At 70.5% G+C, this 18293-nt stretch carries 12 protein-coding genes; 8 read left to right on the top strand and 4 right to left on the bottom strand.

Going from position 1 to position 18293, the window contains the following annotated elements; genetic code table 11:
* Nucleotides 1-57: 57 nt before the first annotated feature.
* The 5 genes from Asi02nite_RS33635 (at nt 58) to Asi02nite_RS33615 (ending at nt 7247) form a co-directional block, all read left to right on the top strand.
* The gene (locus tag Asi02nite_RS33635) at nt 58-465 is read left to right on the top strand and encodes a YjbQ family protein (protein WP_203718057.1); all 408 of its coding nucleotides are present in this window, start codon (nt 58-60) and stop codon (nt 463-465) included.
* A gap of 154 nt (nt 466-619) precedes the next feature.
* The gene (aceE, locus tag Asi02nite_RS33630) at nt 620-3370 is read left to right on the top strand and encodes a pyruvate dehydrogenase (acetyl-transferring), homodimeric type (protein ID WP_203718072.1); all 2751 of its coding nucleotides are present in this window, start codon (nt 620-622) and stop codon (nt 3368-3370) included.
* A gap of 92 nt (nt 3371-3462) precedes the next feature.
* The gene (locus Asi02nite_RS33625; RefSeq protein WP_203718056.1) at nt 3463-3735 is read left to right on the top strand and encodes a hypothetical protein; all 273 of its coding nucleotides are present in this window, start codon (nt 3463-3465) and stop codon (nt 3733-3735) included.
* 802 nt (nt 3736-4537) lie between these two features.
* Nucleotides 4538-5077 carry a TetR/AcrR family transcriptional regulator gene (locus Asi02nite_RS33620; protein WP_203718055.1) on the top strand — a complete coding sequence of 180 codons (540 nt, stop codon included), beginning with the start codon at nt 4538-4540 and terminating at the stop codon, nt 5075-5077.
* Nucleotide 5078: 1 nt separating this feature from the next.
* Nucleotides 5079-7247, top strand: a complete 2169-nt coding sequence (locus Asi02nite_RS33615) for an MMPL family transporter (protein ID WP_203718054.1) — start codon at nt 5079-5081, stop codon at nt 7245-7247.
* Between the two features lie 124 nt (nt 7248-7371).
* On the opposite strand, the gene Asi02nite_RS33610 is transcribed toward Asi02nite_RS33615, so the two are convergent.
* Nucleotides 7372-8310, bottom strand: a complete 939-nt coding sequence (locus tag Asi02nite_RS33610) for a helix-turn-helix domain-containing protein (protein WP_203718053.1) — start codon at nt 8308-8310, stop codon at nt 7372-7374.
* Nucleotides 8311-8381: 71 nt separating this feature from the next.
* Here Asi02nite_RS33610 and Asi02nite_RS33605 point away from each other — a divergent pair, with 71 nt between their 5' ends.
* Together Asi02nite_RS33605 and Asi02nite_RS33600 are read left to right on the top strand one after the other, a co-directional pair.
* Nucleotides 8382-9350 carry a saccharopine dehydrogenase NADP-binding domain-containing protein gene (locus tag Asi02nite_RS33605; protein WP_203718052.1) on the top strand — a complete coding sequence of 323 codons (969 nt, stop codon included), beginning with the start codon at nt 8382-8384 and terminating at the stop codon, nt 9348-9350.
* Between the two features lie 193 nt (nt 9351-9543).
* Nucleotides 9544-13563, top strand: coding sequence for a galactose-binding domain-containing protein (locus Asi02nite_RS33600; RefSeq protein ID WP_203718051.1), 4020 nt, complete (start codon nt 9544-9546; stop codon nt 13561-13563).
* 180 nt (nt 13564-13743) lie between these two features.
* Here the strand turns inward: Asi02nite_RS33600 and Asi02nite_RS33595 are convergent, their stop codons facing one another.
* The 3 genes from Asi02nite_RS33595 to Asi02nite_RS33585 all read right to left on the bottom strand — a co-directional run bounded on the left by Asi02nite_RS33595 (nt 13744) and on the right by Asi02nite_RS33585 (nt 17475).
* Entirely contained in the window at nt 13744-14559 is an 816-nt protein-coding gene (locus tag Asi02nite_RS33595; RefSeq protein ID WP_203718050.1) for a nuclease-related domain-containing protein, read from the bottom strand.
* Nucleotides 14560-14654: 95 nt separating this feature from the next.
* On the bottom strand, nt 14655-15335 hold the full coding sequence (locus Asi02nite_RS33590) for a DUF305 domain-containing protein (RefSeq protein WP_203718049.1): 681 nt from the start codon (nt 15333-15335) through the stop codon (nt 14655-14657).
* A gap of 157 nt (nt 15336-15492) precedes the next feature.
* Nucleotides 15493-17475: an LVIVD repeat-containing protein gene (locus Asi02nite_RS33585; RefSeq protein WP_203718048.1), complete on the bottom strand. Its 1983-nt coding sequence runs from the start codon at nt 17473-17475 to the stop codon at nt 15493-15495.
* 262 nt (nt 17476-17737) lie between these two features.
* On the opposite strand from Asi02nite_RS33585, the gene Asi02nite_RS33580 reads away from it, so the two are divergent.
* Nucleotides 17738-18289 carry an Lrp/AsnC family transcriptional regulator gene (locus Asi02nite_RS33580; protein ID WP_203718047.1) on the top strand — a complete coding sequence of 184 codons (552 nt, stop codon included), beginning with the start codon at nt 17738-17740 and terminating at the stop codon, nt 18287-18289.
* Nucleotides 18290-18293 lie beyond the last annotated feature (4 nt).

The raw sequence follows: 18293 nt of genomic DNA, 5'->3' as shown, positions 1-18293 counted from the left end.
CCAGTCACCTGCCCCATCGGCCCCCTGGGAAGCACTAGTGATCACTAGACTTGCCGGATGCGGAGTGAGGTGATCACGGTCCAGACGGGCCGCCGTCCGGCGGTGCGCGACGTGACCGCGGAAGCCCAGCAGTTCGTCTCCGGCGAGGACGACGGCCTGCTGCACGTCTTCGTCCCGCACGCCACCGCCGGCATCGCGATCATCGAGAGCGGCTCCGGCTCCGACGACCCCGACCTGATGACCGCGATCGACGGTTTCCTGCCGGCCGACGACCGGTGGCGCCACCGGCACGGCTCGCCGGGCCACGGTCGTGACCACGTGCTGCCGGCGTTCGTCGCGCCGTACGCCTCGATCCCCGTGCTGCGTGGCCGGCTCGCCCTGGGCACCTGGCAGTCCATCTGCCTGGTCGACACGAACGGCGACAACGCTGTCCGACAGGTCCGGTTTTCGTTCCTTCCAGGATGAGTTACCCGCGCGTACGTGTGTCGAGAGTCGCGTCTGGCAGTGGGCGACGTGACGCGGGGGAGAGAAACGGGGCAGGATGGCGTTGGAGACGTATCCCACACCCGGGACACTTGGCTCCGAAATGTCAGTCGTCCCCACAATCTGAGGAATGCCTGTGGCTACGGAACGCAAGCGCCCGGTAATCAGTGACGGCCTGCCGAGCCAGCTTCCGGACGTCGACCCCGAGGAAACCGCCGAATGGGTCGAGTCGCTCGACGGAGTTATCGACGCGGGTGGCGCCAAGCGCGCCCGTTATGTGATGTTGCGGTTGCTGGAGCGGGCGCGCGAGCGCAACGTCGGCGTCCCCCCGCTGACCACCACCGACTACATCAACACGATTCCGCCGGAGCGTGAGCCCTGGTTCCCCGGTGACGAGTTCGTCGAGCGGCGGATCCGCGCCTACATCCGGTGGAACGCCGCGATGCTGGTGCACCGGGCCCAGCGCCCCGAGATCGGGGTCGGCGGGCACATCTCGACCTACGCGAGCGCCGCGGCGCTCTACGAGGTCGGGTTCAACCACTTCTTCCGGGGCAAGAGCCACCCCGGCGGCGGCGACCACATCTTCTACCAGGGCCACGCGTCCCCCGGCATGTACGCGCGCGCGTTCATGGAGGGTCGCCTCTCCGAGGAGCGGCTCGACGGCTTCCGCCAGGAGCTGTCCCACGCCGGGCTGGGCGGCGGCCTGCCGTCGTACCCGCACCCGCGCCTGATGCCCGACTTCTGGGAGTTCCCGACGGTCTCCATGGGCCTCGGCGGGATGAACGCGATCTACCAGGCCCGGTTCAACCGCTACCTGCAGCACCGGGGCATCAAGGACACGTCCGACCAGCACGTATGGGCGTTCCTCGGTGACGGCGAGATGGACGAGCCCGAGTCGCTCGGCGCGATCGGCGTCGCGGCCCGCGAGGAGCTCGACAACCTGACCTTCGTGATCAACTGCAACCTGCAGCGGCTCGACGGCCCGGTCCGCGGCAACGGCAAGGTCATGCAGGAGCTCGAGGCGTTCTTCCGCGGCGCCGGCTGGAACGTGATCAAGGTCGTCTGGGGCCGCGAGTGGGACCCGCTGCTCGCCGCCGACTCCGACGGCGCGCTGGTCAACCTGATGAACACCACGCCGGACGGCGACTACCAGACCTACAAGGCGGAGTCCGGCGCGTACGTCCGGGAGCACTTCTTCGGCCGGGACCCCCGTACCCGCAAGATGGTCGAGGGCATGTCCGACGACGAGATCTGGAACCTCAAGCGCGGCGGGCACGACTACCGCAAGATCTACGCGGCTTACAAGGCGGCCACGGAGCACACCGGGCAGCCGACGGTGATCCTGGCGAAGACGATCAAGGGCTGGACGCTCGGGTCGTCGTTCGAGGGGCGCAACGCGACGCACCAGATGAAGAAGCTGACGCTGGACGACCTGAAGACGTTCCGCGATCGGCTCTATCTGAACATTTCGGACAAGGCGCTCGAGGAGAACCCGTACCTGCCGCCGTACATCCGGCCTGACACCAAGTCGCCGGAGATCGAATACCTGCACGAGCGCCGGCGGGCGCTGGGCGGCTACCTGCCGTCGCGGAACACCACGGTGATCCCGCTGCAGATCCCCGGCAGCGAGCGGTTCGCCGACGTCAAGCGCGGGTCGGGCAAGCAGAAGGTCGCCACCACGATGGCCTTCGTACGCCTGCTCAAGGACATCATGAAGGACCGTGAGTTCGGCAAGCGCTGGGTGCCGATCATCCCGGACGAGGCGCGTACGTTCGGCATGGACTCGCTGTTCCCGACGCAGAAGATCTACTCGCCGCACGGGCAGAACTACACCCCGGTCGACCGGGAGCTGTTCCTGTCCTACAAGGAGTCGACCGGCGGCCAGATCCTGCACGAGGGCATCAACGAGGCGGGTTCGGTGGCCTCGTTCACCGCCGCGGGCTCGTCGTACGCCACGCACGGCGAGCCGATGATCCCCCTCTACATCTTCTACTCGATGTTCGGCTTCCAGCGCACGGGCGACGGCTTCTGGGCCGCGGCCGACCAGATGTCGCGGGGCTTCGTCCTCGGCGCCACCGCCGGCCGGACGACGCTGAACGGTGAGGGCCTGCAGCACGAGGACGGCCACTCGCACCTGATCGCGGCGACCAACCCGGCGGTCGTGGCGTGGGACCCGGCGTTCGCGTTCGAGATCGCGCACATCGTGGAGCGCGGCCTGCACCGGATGTACGGCGAGGAGGCGGAGAACGTCTTCTACTACCTCACCGTTTACAACGAGCCGATCCTGCAGCCGGCGGAGCCGGTCGACCTCGACGTCGAGGGCGTGCTGCGCGGCATCTACCGCTACTCGCCCGCGCCCGCGCTGGAGGGTGGCGGCATCAAGGCCAACATCCTGGCCTCGGGTACGGGCATGCAGTGGGCACTCAAGGCCCAGCAGCTGCTGGCGCAGGACTGGGGTGTGGCTGCCGACGTCTGGTCGGTGACGTCGTGGACCGAGTTGCGGCGCGACGCGGTGCAGGCCGAGGAATACAACCTGCTGCACCCGGGCTCGGAGCCGCGGGTCCCCTACATCCGCCGCAAGCTGGCGGGCGCCGAGGGCCCGGTGGTCGCGGTCAGCGACTTCATGCGCGCGGTCCCGGACCTGATCGCCCGCTGGGTGCCGGGCGACTACACGTCGCTGGGCACGGATGGCTTCGGCATGTCGGACACGCGGCACGCGCTACGCCGCCACTTCCACGTCGACGCGGAATCGGTGGCGGTGGCGACGCTTCGGCAGCTAGCGGTCCGCGGCGAGATCGCCCCGGCGATCCCGGTGGAAGCGGCCCGCAAGTACGCGATCGACGACGTCAACGCGGCCCCGGTCGGCGAAACCGGCGGGGACTCGTAGGTCTGCGGTTTTGTGAGAAGGGCGCCCCCGTCGTGGGGCGCCCTCTTCATCGGTCGTGCGGTCGTCCCGTCCGTGGCCAGGGAGGCGATACGATGCAGGGCGATCCGATCGTGTGGTACGAGATTCTCGAGCCGTTCGTCGTCCGCACCCGGGACGGAGGGCCCATCCGCGACGACTACAGCAACGTCTCCATCGAGGGCACCGGCCGCATGCGCGCGCATGCCGGGAACACGGACAGGCGACCGCCCTGCATACCGGTCGAGAACAGGGCTTTGCCGTCGCACGACCCGTGGGATCGCCAACTGCCGCCCGCCATCGCTCGCTGCGTGACCTGCGCCGCCACGCACCTGCTGGACGGCACCTGACCGGGTCCTGCGGGGCCGGACGGACCCGATGGATCGCGCCGTCGACGGCAAGGAGCGCCGTGGCGCCGAAGGGCGCGAGGGATTGACGAGGGCGCCGTCGCCTCGGCGATGTTCGGCGCCTAACTGGTGTGACCGAGCTGTTTGTGGGGCCGCACGATCACCGCGGTGGTCGCCGACGCTAGGTCGTCGACGCCGAGCGGGTCATGCGGCGCGGCTGGCCGGCGGTCCGAGCTGATCGGCGTTCCGTTGCCATTCTCGGCTGAGAAACTCGGTTGTCTTACGCCGGGTGCGTTTCATCAGCCACAGTCCCAGCTGAGCGCTCGACGGACCACGGCCGTCTTCGACCTCGGTCCGTAGCGTTCGGAAGACATCTTGGACCATGGCCTCTGCCGCGAGACGCCGCGTTGCCCGCCACGAGTCGCCCCGCGGTTGGGTAGGCCATGCGCACAACTCATTGGTCACTGCGGTGATCATCCTCGCGTAGTGGATCCGGTATGCCCATTTGACGAGCGGCGGCACCTGCGCTGTGGCGGTGTTCGCCATGCAGGTAAAAAGCGCTGCGACCGAGGCGAGGGCTCGGACCGCCGTAGCGGCCAACTCCAACATGTGACTGCCTTCGTTCGAACGTGGCCGGCATGGCCTTGGATTCGCCCTCCGCTCGACTGGCGTACTCGTCGTATGTACGTGGAGCGCCGCCGCAGACCGGTCAGCTTCGACCCTCCGTCACTCACAGGTGTGACGTGGGCCACGAAGGCTGACCGCTCGGTCAGGATCTGACCGAGCGGTCAGGAATAATGTGTCCGTGGTTCGTATCCGGACGCGTGACGAGATTCTGCGGGTCGCCGCGGAGCTCTTTACCCGCTACGGCTTCAAGGGCACCTCGCTGCACGACATCGCCGCCGAGGTGGGGTGTTCCAAGGCCACCCTCCTCTACCACTTCGCCCACAAGGACGCGATCCTGCTCGCGCTCATCGAGCCCGCGCGGCAGTCGTTGATCGATCTTGTGGCGCGGTTGGCCGGTGTCGACGACAAGGGTGTGCGGGACGCCGCCATCGAAGGGTTTGTCGATCTCGTTCTGCGGTATCGACGTGAGGTCGCGCTCATCTACGATGTCACGCCGCAGTTTCTGCAGGAGCCCGCCTTCGACCGTGTGCGTGAGCTGACCGATGCGCTCGTGGCCGGGTTCGCCGGGCGTTCCGCCGATCTCGCCGACCAGACCGCCGCCAAGGTCCTCTTGGCCGGCATCGCCGCTGTGGTTATCGACGACAAGCGCGACGAGGGGGAACTGCGGCCTGCCCTGGTCGTCGTCGCCCGGCGCGCTCTCATCCCCGGGAAGGACTGACATGGCTACCCTGCTCTACCGGCTCGGTCGCGCCTCGTACCGTCGCCGAAGGCTGGTTGTCGTTCTCTGGCTGGTGCTTCTCGCCGGGCTGGGTGGCGCCGCCGTCGCGTTCAAGGGGCCTACCTCCAGCAACTTCACCATGCCGGGCACCGAGTCGCAGCGGGCCATCGACGCGCTCAAGCACGAGTTTCCCGAGGGGAGCGGGGCCGTCGGGCTGATCGTCGTCGCCGCGCCCGAGGGCGGCACGCTGACCGATCCGCCGCTCACCAACGCGGTCAAGCAGCTCGTCGCGGAGGCGAACGGCCTTCCCGGCGTCGTCGGCGCCGTCGACCCGTTCGAGGCGAAGGCCCTTTCGCAGGACACGCGGTACGCGCTCGTCCAGGTCCAGTTCGCCGGCCGCGCCGACGAGCTGACCGAGGAGCAGCGCACCGCGTACGAGCGGACGGGCGCGCGGGCGCAGGAGGCCGGGCTGCGGGTCGGGCACGGCGGCGAGGTGATGAACTCGCCGCCCGAGGTCGGTGGCACCGAGGCCATCGGTGTCGCGATCGCGCTGGTCGTCCTGCTGATCACGTTCGGGTCGCTGGTCGCCGCCGGCATGACGATGCTCAACGCGCTGATCGGCGTCGGTGCCGGCATGGCCGGCCTGTTCGCGCTGTCCAGTGTGGTCTCGCTGACCGACGTGACGCCCGTGCTCGCGCTGATGCTGGGCCTCGCGGTCGGCATCGACTACTCGCTGTTCATCACCTCGCGCTACCGACAGAACCTCGGTGACGGCATCGAGCCCGAGGACGCGGCGGCCCGGGCCGTCGGCACCGCCGGGTCCGCGGTCGTGTTCGCCGGCGTCACGGTGGTCATCGCGCTGGCCGGCCTCGCGATCGTCGGCATCCCGTTCCTGAGCGCGATGGGTCTGGCCGCCGCCGGCACCGTCGCGGTCGCCGTGCTCGTCGCCATCACGCTGCTGCCGGCGCTGCTCGGCTTCGCGGGCCGCAGGATCCTGCCGCGCCGGTTGCGGGGCGCCGCGCCCCAGCAGCACAAGGAGGGCTTCGGCTTCCGCTGGGCCCGGCTGGTGCGGCGCGGGCGCGTACCCGTGATCCTCGTCGGGATCGTCGGTCTCGGCGCCCTGGCGCTGCCCGCCGCCGACATGCGGCTCGCGCTGCCGGACGCCGGATCGGGACCCGAGGGTACGCCCGCGCGGGTCGCCGCCGACCTCGTCGCCGAGGGCTTCGGGCCGGGCTTCAACGGCCGGCTGACGCTCGTGGTCTCCAGCGACTCGCCGGAGACGACGGCCGCCGCGGTGCAGCAGGTCGGCCCGGTCCTGCAGGGCACGCCCAACCTGCTCACCGTCACCCCGCCCACGCTCAGCGGCGACCAGCGCACCGCGCTGCTCGGCATCATCCCGAAGGAGGGCCCGACCGCCGCGAGCACCGAGACGCTGGTGCACGACGTCCGGGCCAAGACCCACGGCCTCGGCGGGGCCGACGTCGCCGTGACCGGGCAGACCGCGGTCGGGGTCGACGTGTCCGAGAAGCTTGCCGACGCCCTGCCGATCTACCTGCTGATCGTCGTCGGGCTCTCGGTGCTGCTGCTGATGCTGGTCTTCCGGTCGATCCTGGTGCCGATCAAGGCCGCGCTGGGCTTCCTGCTCACGGTCGGCGCCACGTTCGGCATCACCGTCTGGATCTTCCAGGACGGGCACCTGGCCGACCTGGTCGGTCTCAGCACGCCCGGGCCGCTGATCAGCTTCCTGCCGATCCTGCTGGTCGGCATCCTGTTCGGTCTCGCGATGGACTACGAGGTGTTCCTCGTGTCCCGGATGCGTGAGGACCACGTGCACGGCGCCGACGCGCAGGAGGCGACGATCGCCGGCATGGGGCACGGCGCCCGGGTGGTCACCGCGGCCGCGCTGATCATGATCAGTGTGTTCGCCGGCTTCGTGCTGATCGACGACCCGATCATCAAGTCGATCGGGTTCGCGCTGGCGCTCGGCGTCGCGATCGACGCGTTCGTCGTACGCATGACCATCGTGCCGGCGGTGATGTCACTGCTCGGCCGGGGCGCGTGGTGGCTGCCGCGCTGGCTCGACCGGGCACTGCCCAACGTGGACATCGAGGGCGAGAAGCTCCGCGCGGAGCTCGTCGAACCCCCGGCCCGCGTCCCGGTCGGCGTCTGATCCGCACGAGGGGGCCCTGTCGACGGTTGCCGCGGGGACGGGCCCCCTCCGCACACGCCCGCGAGGGGCGGGCGTCGGCACGGACCCCCTCCCGCGCGACAACCGTCGACGGGGGTCCCGTGCCTCAGGCGTTGCGGAACGTGCGCCGGTACGCGTCCGGGGGCACGCCGACCGCGCGGTGGAAGTGGCGGCGCAGCGTCGTCCCGGTGCCCAGGCCGGCCGCCGACGCGATCGTGTCGATGCCGTCGTCCGTGTTCTCCAGGAGTTCCTGGGCCCGGCGGATCCGCTGCGTCGCCAGCCACTGCAACGGCGTCGTGCCCGTCACCGCGCGGAACACGCGGGCCAGGTGGCGGGAGCTCATGTTGGCCTGGCGGGCCAGATCCTCCACCGTCAGCGGGCGGTCGAGCCGGGCCAGCGCCCACGGGAACAGTGCCCCCAGCGGGTGGTCCTCGCGGGCCGGCACCGGTGTCGTGACGAACTGCGCCTGGCCGCCGGCGCGGTGGGGCGGCACGACGAGGCGGCGGGCCACGGCGTTGGCGACCGTCGAGCCGTGGTCGCGGCGGATCAGGTGCAGGCACAGGTCGATCGCCGCCGCCTTGCCGGCCGAGGCGAGCACGGTGCCGTTGTCGACGTAGAGCACGTCCGGGTCGACCGTCACCGCCGGATAGCGGGCGGCCAACGCGTCGGTGTGCGCCCAGTGGGTGGTCGCCCGCAGCCCGTCCAGCACCCCTGCCGCCGCCAGCACGAACGCGCCCGTGCAGAACGAGACGAGCCGGGCACCGGCGGCGTGGGCCGCGCGGACCGCCTCGACCAGGTCGGCCGGCACCGGTGCGTCGACGTCCTCGATCGACGGGACGATCACCGTGTCGGCGCGGGCGAGGCGATCCAGATCATCGTCCGGCTCCACCACGAACCGGCCTACCCGCACCGTCCCGGGCGCGCAGACCACCAGCGAGTACCACGGTGCGGCCAGGCCGGACGGGTCGCGCACGAAGATCTCGAGCGCCATCGCCAGCTCGAAGTGCAGCATCCCGTCGGTGGCGGCGAGCGCGATCGTGGTCATGTCCGAAACTGTACGGGCATTGGCGTTCCCGACACTGTCGAAGGTCCGCCGCACGCTGCGAGGCTTTCCCCATGACCACGATCGCAGTGTTCGGTGCCTACGGGCACACCGGCCGTTTCGTCACCGCGGAGCTCGCCGACCGGGGACTCGTCCCGCTCGCCCTCGGCCGCGACGAGAGCAGGCTCCGGGCGCTCGGGCTCGACCACCGGGTGGCCGGCGTCGGCGACCTCGACCGGGCCCTGGTGGGGACGGCCGCGGTGATCAACTGTGCGGGCCCGTTCGCCGACACCGCGGCACCGCTGGTCGAGGCCGCCCTGCGCGCCGGCATCCCGTACGTCGACGTGGCCGCCGAGATCGAGGCCAACGTCGACACCTTCGCGCACTTCGCGGACCGCGCCCGCACCGCGGTCGTGCCCGCGATGGCCTTCTTCGGCGGCCTCGGCGACCTGCTGGTCACCGCGGCGATGAGCGACTGGACGGCGGCGGACGAGGCGCACGTCGCGTACGGCCTGAGCAGTTGGCACCCCACGGCCGGCACCCTCGCCTCCGGCACCGTCTCCCACGACCGGCGCGGCGGCAGGCGGGTCCGCTACACCCGGGGCCGGCTGGACTACTACACCGCCGCCGCGCTGCCCGCGCTCACCTGGGACTTTCCCGACGGCAGCCGGGCCGTCCTCGGCGACTTCTCCATGGCAGACATCGTCACGGTGCCGAGCCACCTGCCGATCCCCGAGGTGCGCACCTACATGAGCACCAACGCCGCCGGCGACCTGGCCGCGGCGGACCCGGCCGGGCCCAGCCCGACACAGACGTTCACCGTCGACGTCCGCGTGCGCCGGGCCGGCACGGAGCGCCGGATCTCCGCGACCGGCCAGGACATCTACGCCGTCAGCGCCCCGCTCGCGGTGGAGGCGGTCGAACGGATCCTCGACGGCCGCACGAAGGCCATCGGCGTCGCGTCGGCGGGCCGGATGTTCGACGCCGCCGACTTCCTCCGCGCCCTCGAGAAGCGCGGGCACATCTCGCTCGACGCGCATTGATTCTCGTCCACCCGTTGACGCTTTCCGTAGCACGTCGGTAACCTGGCGCACAACTTGCCGCAAGATTGCGACAAGGACCTGAAATTTTCGCGCAGCACCACCACGAGCCGTTCCACCGGCGATGTGCCGACTTCCGCCCCTCCCCGACGGCCCACGGCCCCGGGGAGAAGTCCCCACTGCGAAAAGGACAGCGATGAGACGCTCCAGGATCGTGGCCGTCGCCCTCACGGCGGCCCTGGTAACCATGGGTTGGCAGGTGTCGGCGCGGGCCGCCGGCGGCCCCAACCTCGCCCTCGGCAAGACCGCCTCGGCCAGCTCGACCAACGGCGGCTTCGGCGCCGGCAACCTCAACGACGGCAACGCCGGCAGCTACTGGGAGAGCTCCGGCGCGCTGCCCCAGTGGGGGCAGGTCGACCTCGGTGCCGCCACCGCGGTCGACCAGGTCGTGCTGAAGCTGCCCGGCGGCTGGGGCGCCCGCAACCAGACCGTCACCCTGCAGGGCAGCACCAACGGCACGTCGTTCAGCACGCTCAGCGCCTCCGCGTCATACGCCTTCAACCCCAGCAGCGGCAACGCGGTGACCATCAACTTCACCGCGGCGACCACCCGGTACGTGCGGGCCAGCATCTCGGCCAACAGCGGCTGGGGCGCGGCGCAGCTGTCGGAACTCGAGGTCTACGGGGTCAGCGGAACGGGCACGGGCAACCTCGCCCAGGGCAAGGCGACGGCCGAGAGCGGCCACGCCGACGTCTACGGCTCGGGCAACGTCGTCGACGGCAACCAGGGCACCTACTGGGAGAGCACCAACAACTCGTTCCCGGAGTGGGTGCAGGTCGACCTCGGGTCGGCGCAGGCCGTCAACCGGGTCGTGCTGAAGCTCCCGACGAGCGGCTGGGGCACCCGCACCCAGACGCTGAGCGTCCAGGGCAGCACCAACGGCACGTCGTTCACCGACCTGGCCGGCTCGCAGGCCTACACGTTCAACCCCGCCGTGGCCGGCAACGCGGTCACCATCAGCTTCAACCAGGCCACCACGCGATACGTGCGGATCAACGTCACCGCCAACAGCGCCTGGCCGGCCGGCCAGCTCTCGGAGCTCGAGGTGTACGGCCCCGGCGGCAGCACCCCGGACACCACCGCGCCGAGCGTGCCGGGCACCCTGTCCTACACGGTCAGCGCCACGACGATCACCCTGAACTGGGGTGCGTCCACCGACACGGGCGGCAGTGGGCTGGCGGGCTACAACGTCTACCGCAACGGCACCCAGATCGCGACGGCCGGCACGGGCACGTCCTATCAGGACAGCCAGCCGGCGACGGCCACGGTCTCCTACTACGTGCGGGCGCGGGACAACGCCGGCAACCTGTCGGGCAACAGCAACACCGTGACCCGCACCGGCACCCAGCCGCCGGGCTGCACCAACGTCGCGGCCGGCAAGACGATGAGCGCGACCGGCTCGACCTTCACCTTCACCCCGGAGAAGGCCAACGACGGGCAGCTCGGCACCTACTGGGAGGGCTCGGCGAGCTATCCGCAGGACCTGACCGTGGCGCTCGGCGCGAACCACGGCATCACGGGTGTCAACGTGAAGCTCAACCCGGACGCGTCCTGGGGCACCCGTACCCAGAACATCCAGGTCCTGGGTCGTGACCAGGCGGGCTCGACGTTCACCAGCCTGGTGCCGGCGGCCAACTACCAGTTCGTGCAGGGCAACAACGTCGTCGCGATCCCGGTCTCGGCGACCGTCGCCGACGTGCGGCTGCGGTTCACCTCCAACACGGGCGCCCCGAGCGGCCAGGTCGCGGAGTTCGAGGTCTGCGGCACCCCGGCGCCCAACCCCGACCTGGTGGTCAGCTCGGTGAGCTGGAGCCCGGCGTCACCCAACGAGAGCAGCACGATCACGCTTTCGGCCACCGTGCAGAACGCCGGCTCGGCGGCGGCGGGCGCGACCACCGTCAACTTCAGCCTCGGCGGCCTGGTCGTCGGCTCGGCCAACGTCGGCGCGCTGGCGGCCGGCGCGGCGCAGACCGTCACGTTCAACGCGGGCAACCGGGCCCAGGGCAGCTACGCGGTGACCGCGGTGGTCGACCCGACCAACACGATCATCGAGCAGAACAACGCCAACAACAGCACGACGGCGCCGTCGCAACTGGTCGTCGCGCAGGCGCCGGGGCCCGACCTGCAGATCACCGGCATCACCACCAACCCGGCGAACCCGGCGGTCGGGGCGGCGGTGTCCTTCACCGTCAGCGTCAACAACCGGGGCACCAGTGCGGCGGCCGCGTCGGTCACCCGGCTGGCGGTGGGCTCGACCACGCTGAACACCAACACGGGCACGATCGCGGCCGGCGCCACCGCCACGGTGGCCGTCAGCGGCACGTGGACGGCGACCAGCGGCGGCGCGACCATCACGGCCACCGCGGACGCGACCAACGTGGTGGCGGAGACCAACGAGACCAACAACACGCGTACGCAGTCCATCGTGGTCGGTCGCGGCGCGGCCCTGCCGTACACCTCCTACGAGGCCGAGAACGGCACCTACACCGGCACGCTGGTCGAGGCCGACGCGCTGCGGACGTTCGGGCACACCAACTTCGGCACCGAGTCGTCGGGCCGCAGGTCCGTGCGGCTGTCCAGCCAGGGCCAGTACGTGCAGTTCACCTCGACCGTCCCGACCAACTCGATCGTGGTGCGCAACTCGATCCCGGACGCGCCGGGCGGCGGCGGCACCACCGCGACGATCAGCCTCTACGCCAACGACCAGTTCGTGCAGAAGCTGACGCTCTCCTCGCGCAACAGCTGGCTCTACGGGTTGACCGACGACACCGAGGGCCTGTCGAACACGCCGCAGGCCAACGCCCGCCGGCTCTTCGACGAGTCGCAGGCGCTGCTGCCGTCCTCGTACCCGGCCGGCACGCGGTTCAAGCTGCAGCGCGACGCCGGTGACGACGCCGCCTTCTACTACCTGGACCTCATCGACCTGGAGCAGGTCGCGCCGCCGCTGAGCCAGCCGGCGGGGTGCACTTCGATCACCTCGTACGGCGCGGTGCCGAACGACAACGTCGACGACTCGGGTGCGATCCAGCGCGCGGTCACCGACGACGAGAACGGCGTCATCTCCTGCGTCTGGATCCCGGCCGGCCAGTGGCGGCAGGAGCAGAAGATCCTCTCGCCGGACCCGACGCGGACGGGCTTCAACCAGAAGGGCATCCGCAACGCCGTCATCCGCGGCGCGGGCATGTGGCACACCAAGCTCTACACCAACACCGAGCCGCAGAACGTGCAGGGCAACATCAACCACCCGCACGAGGGCAACGTCGGCTTCGACGTCGACGACAACACGCAGATCTCCGACCTGGCCATCTTCGGAATGACGACCAACCGCAACACCCGCGGCCACGGCATCAACGGGCGGCTGGGCAAGAACACGAGGATCAGCAACGTGTGGATCGAGCACGTCAACGTCGGCGCCTGGGTCGGCCGCGACTACTCGGACACGCCGGCGTACTGGAACCCCGGCGACGGGATCCAGTTCTCCGGGATGCGCATCCGCGACACGTACGCGGACGGGATCAACTTCGCCAACAGCACCCGCAACTCGACGGTGTTCAACTCGTCGTTCCGCACGACCGGCGACGACTCGCTGGCGGTCTGGTCGAGCACCTACGTCAAGGACCAGTCGGTCGACATCGGGCACGACAACCACTTCACCAACAACACGATCCAGCTCCCGTGGCGGGCCAACGGCATCGCGGTCTACGGCGGCTACGGCAACACCATCGAGAACAACCTGGTGTACGACACGATGAACTACCCCGGCATCATGCTGGCGACCGACCACTCGCCGATACCGTTCAGCGGCACGACGACGATCGCCAACAACGGCCTCTACCGCACCGGCGGCGCGTTCTGGGGCGAGGCCCAGAAGTTCGGCGCGATCACCCTGTTCGCCCCGAGCACCGGCATCCCCGGCGTGGTCATCCGGGACACGGAGATCGTCGACTCGACCTACGACGGCATCCAGTTCAAGACCGGTGGTGGCCGGATCACGGCCACGATCACCAACGTCCGCATCGACAGGTCCAACAACGGTGCGGGCATCCTCGCGATGAGCGGCGCACAGGGCACCGCCACGCTGTCGAACGTCACCATCACCAACTCGGCGACGGGTGACATCGTCCGCGAGCCCGGCACCCAGTTCGTCATCAACTGACCCCTCGACCCGTCGCGCCCCGGTGGCCCACCCACCGGGGCGCGACGCCGTCCGCGGACGGTAGGTGTCCCGGCGCGTACGTGTTCTGGCACGTACGCACATGCCAGAACATGTACGCGCCCGGACCGACCTGCCCGCCGCCAACGCCCGTCCGCGTGCGAGGCCGAGGTTGGTCGTCGACTAGCGGCGGCGGGCGCGGCGGTGCTGGTGGAAGGCGTGGTCGCGGCGGACCAGATCGGCCACCTCAGGGGCCGCCGACAGCGGAGTGGCGTAGCGGGCCAGCGCGTCGAGCAGGTGGGTCGGGTGCGTGCCGACCAGCGTCACCGTCGGGTCCTGGCAGCGGCCCAACTGCGCCTGTTCGTGCATCAGCACCACGGCCGTGCGGACCGGGACCGGCTGGCGGTTGCGGCGCAGCCAGGCCGCAAGGTCGTCGGCCACGTCGTTGACCTGGCGGGCCCAGGTGCGGCCGCCGCCGTCGACCGCCTGGCCGGTTTCGACGCTGCGGCCGCGGGCGTCCAGCTTCTCCCACCACCAGTGGTCGCCGACCGCGTGCAGGCGGATGCGCCGGCGCTTGACCTCGACGACCCAGATGCCGTGCGGGCCGACCAGCACGTGGTCGGTCTCGCCGCGGCGGTTGCGGTAGCCGCGGAGCATCACCCAGTCGTCGGGGAGCACGCCGAGCGCCGCGGTCAGGGTGTCCTCGCCGAGCACGCCGGCCGCGCGCTGGCGCAGGCGGTGGCTGGCGCGGCCCGGTTCCTGCGACGCCAGCAGGACCTCCTGCCAGCTCGCCCGCGTCTGGGCGGCCACCGCGCGCGGGTCGGCCGGCGGGACGCCGAACAGGCGGCGCCACCAGGGGCCGGCCGTCGCGCGTAGCTGGGCCCACGCGGTGCGGTAGTCGGCCTGCCGCGCCGTGAGCGCGGCGCCGGCCCCGCGCAGCCCGGCCCGGGACTGCAGCAGCAGGGCGCCGGCGTGGTCGGACAGCACTTCGACACGCATCGCCCGCCGCCCTCCGCATCGACGAATCTACACACTCCTATCACCTTGGGTGGCGAGATCGCTACCCAAAGCGACGAAGCGATGCGGAGCCGTCGCTAGCGGGTCGCCAGCATGTCCCGCATGCGGCGGACCTCGATGGACTGGTCGGCGTTGACCTCGCGGGCCACCCGGTCGGCGGCCGACTCGACGCCGCCGCCGTCGCGGTAGAGCTGCTGGACCATGGTGATCGCGCCCTCGTGGTGGCGGATCATCAGCTCCAGGAACAGCTTGTCGAAGGCGGCGCCCTTGGCGGCCGCCAGCGCGGTCAGGTCGGTGGCGTCGAGCATGCCGGGCATCAGGTCGCCGTGGCCGACATGGTTCGCGTGCGGCTCGGGCAGGGGCTCGCCGCGGTCGACCAGCCACTGCCGGAGCTGCGCGATCTCTTCGTTCTGCGACACCTCGATGCGCTTGGCCAGCTGCGGGACGTCCGCGCTCGTGGAGCGCCCGCCGACCAGCGCGGTCAGTTCCAGCGCCTGCAGGTGGTGCGTCACCATCCTGCGCATGAACTCGGCGTCGGCCGCGGAGTGCGGCGGCGCCGAGAGCCGGGAGAGCTCGTCGGGGGACAGGGTGCGGGAGTCCTGGCCCGGTGCGCCCGGCTGGACCACCCGACCCGGCGGCGAGGCCGCGGTCGTCGGGGCCGAATCGTCGCGGCCGGCCGCGACCGAGATGCCCACGGCGGCCGCGATCAGGGCGGCGGCCAACGCTGAAACGCCGATGGCGCGGCGGCTGAGCTGCATGATCCTCGTATCTCCGAGCTGTCAAACAGGGCGCCCGCCCCTGCGGGGGGAGCAGGGGCGAGCGCCCTGGGTCGGGACGCGCCGCCGCGACGGCGGCGCGCCACCGGCGTGGCGCCCGGTCAGCGGGGGGAGCTGGAGCCGGGCGCCACGTGTGGCGTCAGTCCAGTGCGGCGCACTGGCCGACGGCCAGTCCGCGCACCTTGTTCTTGGCACCGACGTTGATCGGGGCCGGGGTGTTGCCGGTGCAGGAGAGCACACCGCTGATCTCGTTGCCGGCGACGACCGAGGCGAAGCCCGGCGTACGGGCACCGCTCAGCGAGAACGCGCCCCGCAGCTGCGAGTCGACGACCGCCAGGCTGCCGGTCGTGCCGCTGACCGCGACCGCACCGTTGACGGTGGTGTCGTAGAGGTGCAGCGCCGCGGCCGACGACGACGCGACCGCGCCGTTGATCGTCGAGTCGATCGCGAGGAGCGTCCCGCCCCGCCGCACGGTGATCGCACCGCGGACGGTGGCACCGTCGAGGCAGGTCACCCCGTCGACCACCAGGACACCGTTGCGGTTGCCGGTGATCGTCGAGGTGCAGGTGCGGGCCAGCTGGTCGAACGTGGCGCGGGAGGTCGCCCGGCTCTGCGTCCAGCTGATCTTCTGCTGGTGCTGCGGGTTGGTCTCCGCCACCACGACCTCGCGGGCCGCCTGGATCTCGGCCGCGGACAGGTCCGCGCTCGGCTTGAGGCCGAACGTGTCGAAGCCGCGGGCGATCTCACTGCCGTAGACCTGGCCGTTGTGCCAGTAGGTCGACCAGAAACCACCGAGCGAGAGCGCCGCCGGGTTCAACGGGCCCCGGTCGAAGAAGGCGATCTCCTTCGGGTGCGCCGAGTCGGTGAAGTCCAACACCGACAGACCGCCCTGGTACCAGGCCTGGACGAAGATGTCGCGGCCGGGCACCGGGACGAGCGAGCCGTTGTGGGCGACGCAGTTCTCCTGGATCGTCTGCGGCACCGGCAGCTTGTAGTAGCTGCGGAACTCCATCTTGCGGTCGACGATGTCGAAGATGGCGTTGGCACCCCACTCGGGCTGGTCGGTGTCGCGGCACCGGGCACCGGTGCCACCGCCCCACTCGTCCGTGAAGATGACCTTGGTGCCGTCGTTGTTGAACGTCGCCGAGTGCCAGTACGCGAAGTTGGGGTCGGAGACCTCGTCGATCCGCTTCGGGTTGGCCGGGTCGGAGATGTCGATCAGGATGCCGTTGCCCTGGCAGGCGCCGGCGGCCAGACCGAGCGCCGGGTACGACGTGATGTCGTGGCAGGCGCTGGTGATGGGTGACGGGCCCCAGTTGCTGCCCGACGGGTGCTGCGGCGTCGGCGGGGTGTTCTGCAGGCCGTCGATCTTGCCCGTCTCGTCGGCGAACAGGCGCGGGTTGCTGACCACGGCCGCGGCGGCCGGGTCGGCGACCGGCACCTTGATGACGTCGATCCGCCAGCGTGACGGGTCCACACCGGAGGCCGGGTTGTTGTTGCAACCGGCCAGGCCGTCACCGCGGACGCCGGCCGTGCCGGAGACGTACACGTAGACGTTCTCGGTGTCGCCGGGCTTGGTGACCAGCGAGTGGGTGTGCGAGCCGCGGCAGAGTTGCACGGCGGCCACCTGCTGCGGGTTGGTCACGTTGCTGATGTCGAAGACGCGGACGCCCTGGAAGCGCTGCCCGACCGCGGGGTTGGTGCCGCAGTCGACGCGGCCGCGGGTCTCCTCGACCGACATGAAGAGCAGGTTGCCGTAGACGGAGACGTCACCCTGGCCGCCGGGGCAGACCACGGTGGTCAGCAGCGACGGCGCTGACGGGTTCGACACGTCGAAGACGGTGAAACCGTTGTAGCCGCCCATGAACGCCGTGTTGCCCTTGAACGCGAGGTCCGAGGCGACGTACGAGAAGTTCGAGGGGTTGGCCGGGTCGAACGAGCCGGCCGGCTTGTCGACGTGCGCGAGGCGCTCGATGTTGCTGGCGGCTTCCTCGGCATCGAGCCAACCGCCGCCGAGCCCGATCCGGGGATCCGGATCGGCGGCGGCGACACCGGGGGTGAACGCCAGGACGAGGAGGGCGGCCGCGGTCGCGACGATGCCCTTTCTAGCGGAAAGTGCCATGTGGAGCCTCTCGGGGCAGGGGACCCAACAGGTGCGGCCGGGTAACGACCGCATGACACCGCACACGTTATATCGAACAGTGGACATCAGATAATGCCTTACGGGCAACTTTTCGTCAGCCGGTTGTCGCGAACAGTTGTCAAGCCCGCAACGCTTCCTGGCACACGCGGGCGGATCGACAACATATTTCGGTCATGCCGGGAATGACCGCGATCCCTTACGGTGTGTATGGCCGGATCGCCCGCACCGTTATAGTTCCCGCGTGACGGAAGACGCGCCGAGAAAAACGAGCCCGCTGGCGGCGATCGCGGAAGTGGTGAGCAGTCCCGCGGCACCGGCGACGCTGGACGCGATCGACCTCCGCCTGCTCGAGTTGCTGGTCCAGGACGCCCGCACGAGCCAGCGCGGGCTCGCCCGGGAGCTGCAGATGTCGCCGCCCGCGGTGGGTGACCGGATCGCCCGGCTGGAACGGCTCGGCGTCATCCGCGGCTACCGCGCCGACATCGACTGGGCGGCCCTCGGCTTCCCGATGCAGGTCTTCCTCTCCGTCATCGCGGCCACCGACCAGGCCGCCATCATCCGGGCGCTGCACGCGATCCCCGAGGTCGAGGAGATCAGCGTGGTCACCGGGTCGATCGACCTGCTCGCCCGCCTGCGGGTCCGCGACCAGGCGCACCTGCGCACGATCCTGCTCGAGGGCATCTGGCAGATCCCCGGCGTCTCGCGCACGGAGACGCTGCTCAGCCTCGCCGAGACGCCGCGCAAGGACTTCGTCAACGGCCTGATCGAGCAGCTACGGGCGGAGAAGGGCTAGACCC

The organism is Asanoa siamensis (assembly GCF_016862555.1).
Lineage (GTDB): Bacteria > Actinomycetota > Actinomycetes > Mycobacteriales > Micromonosporaceae > Asanoa > Asanoa siamensis.
The sequence above is the reverse complement of the archived record's forward strand: the minus strand, read 5'-3'. Positions and strand labels throughout refer to the sequence as shown.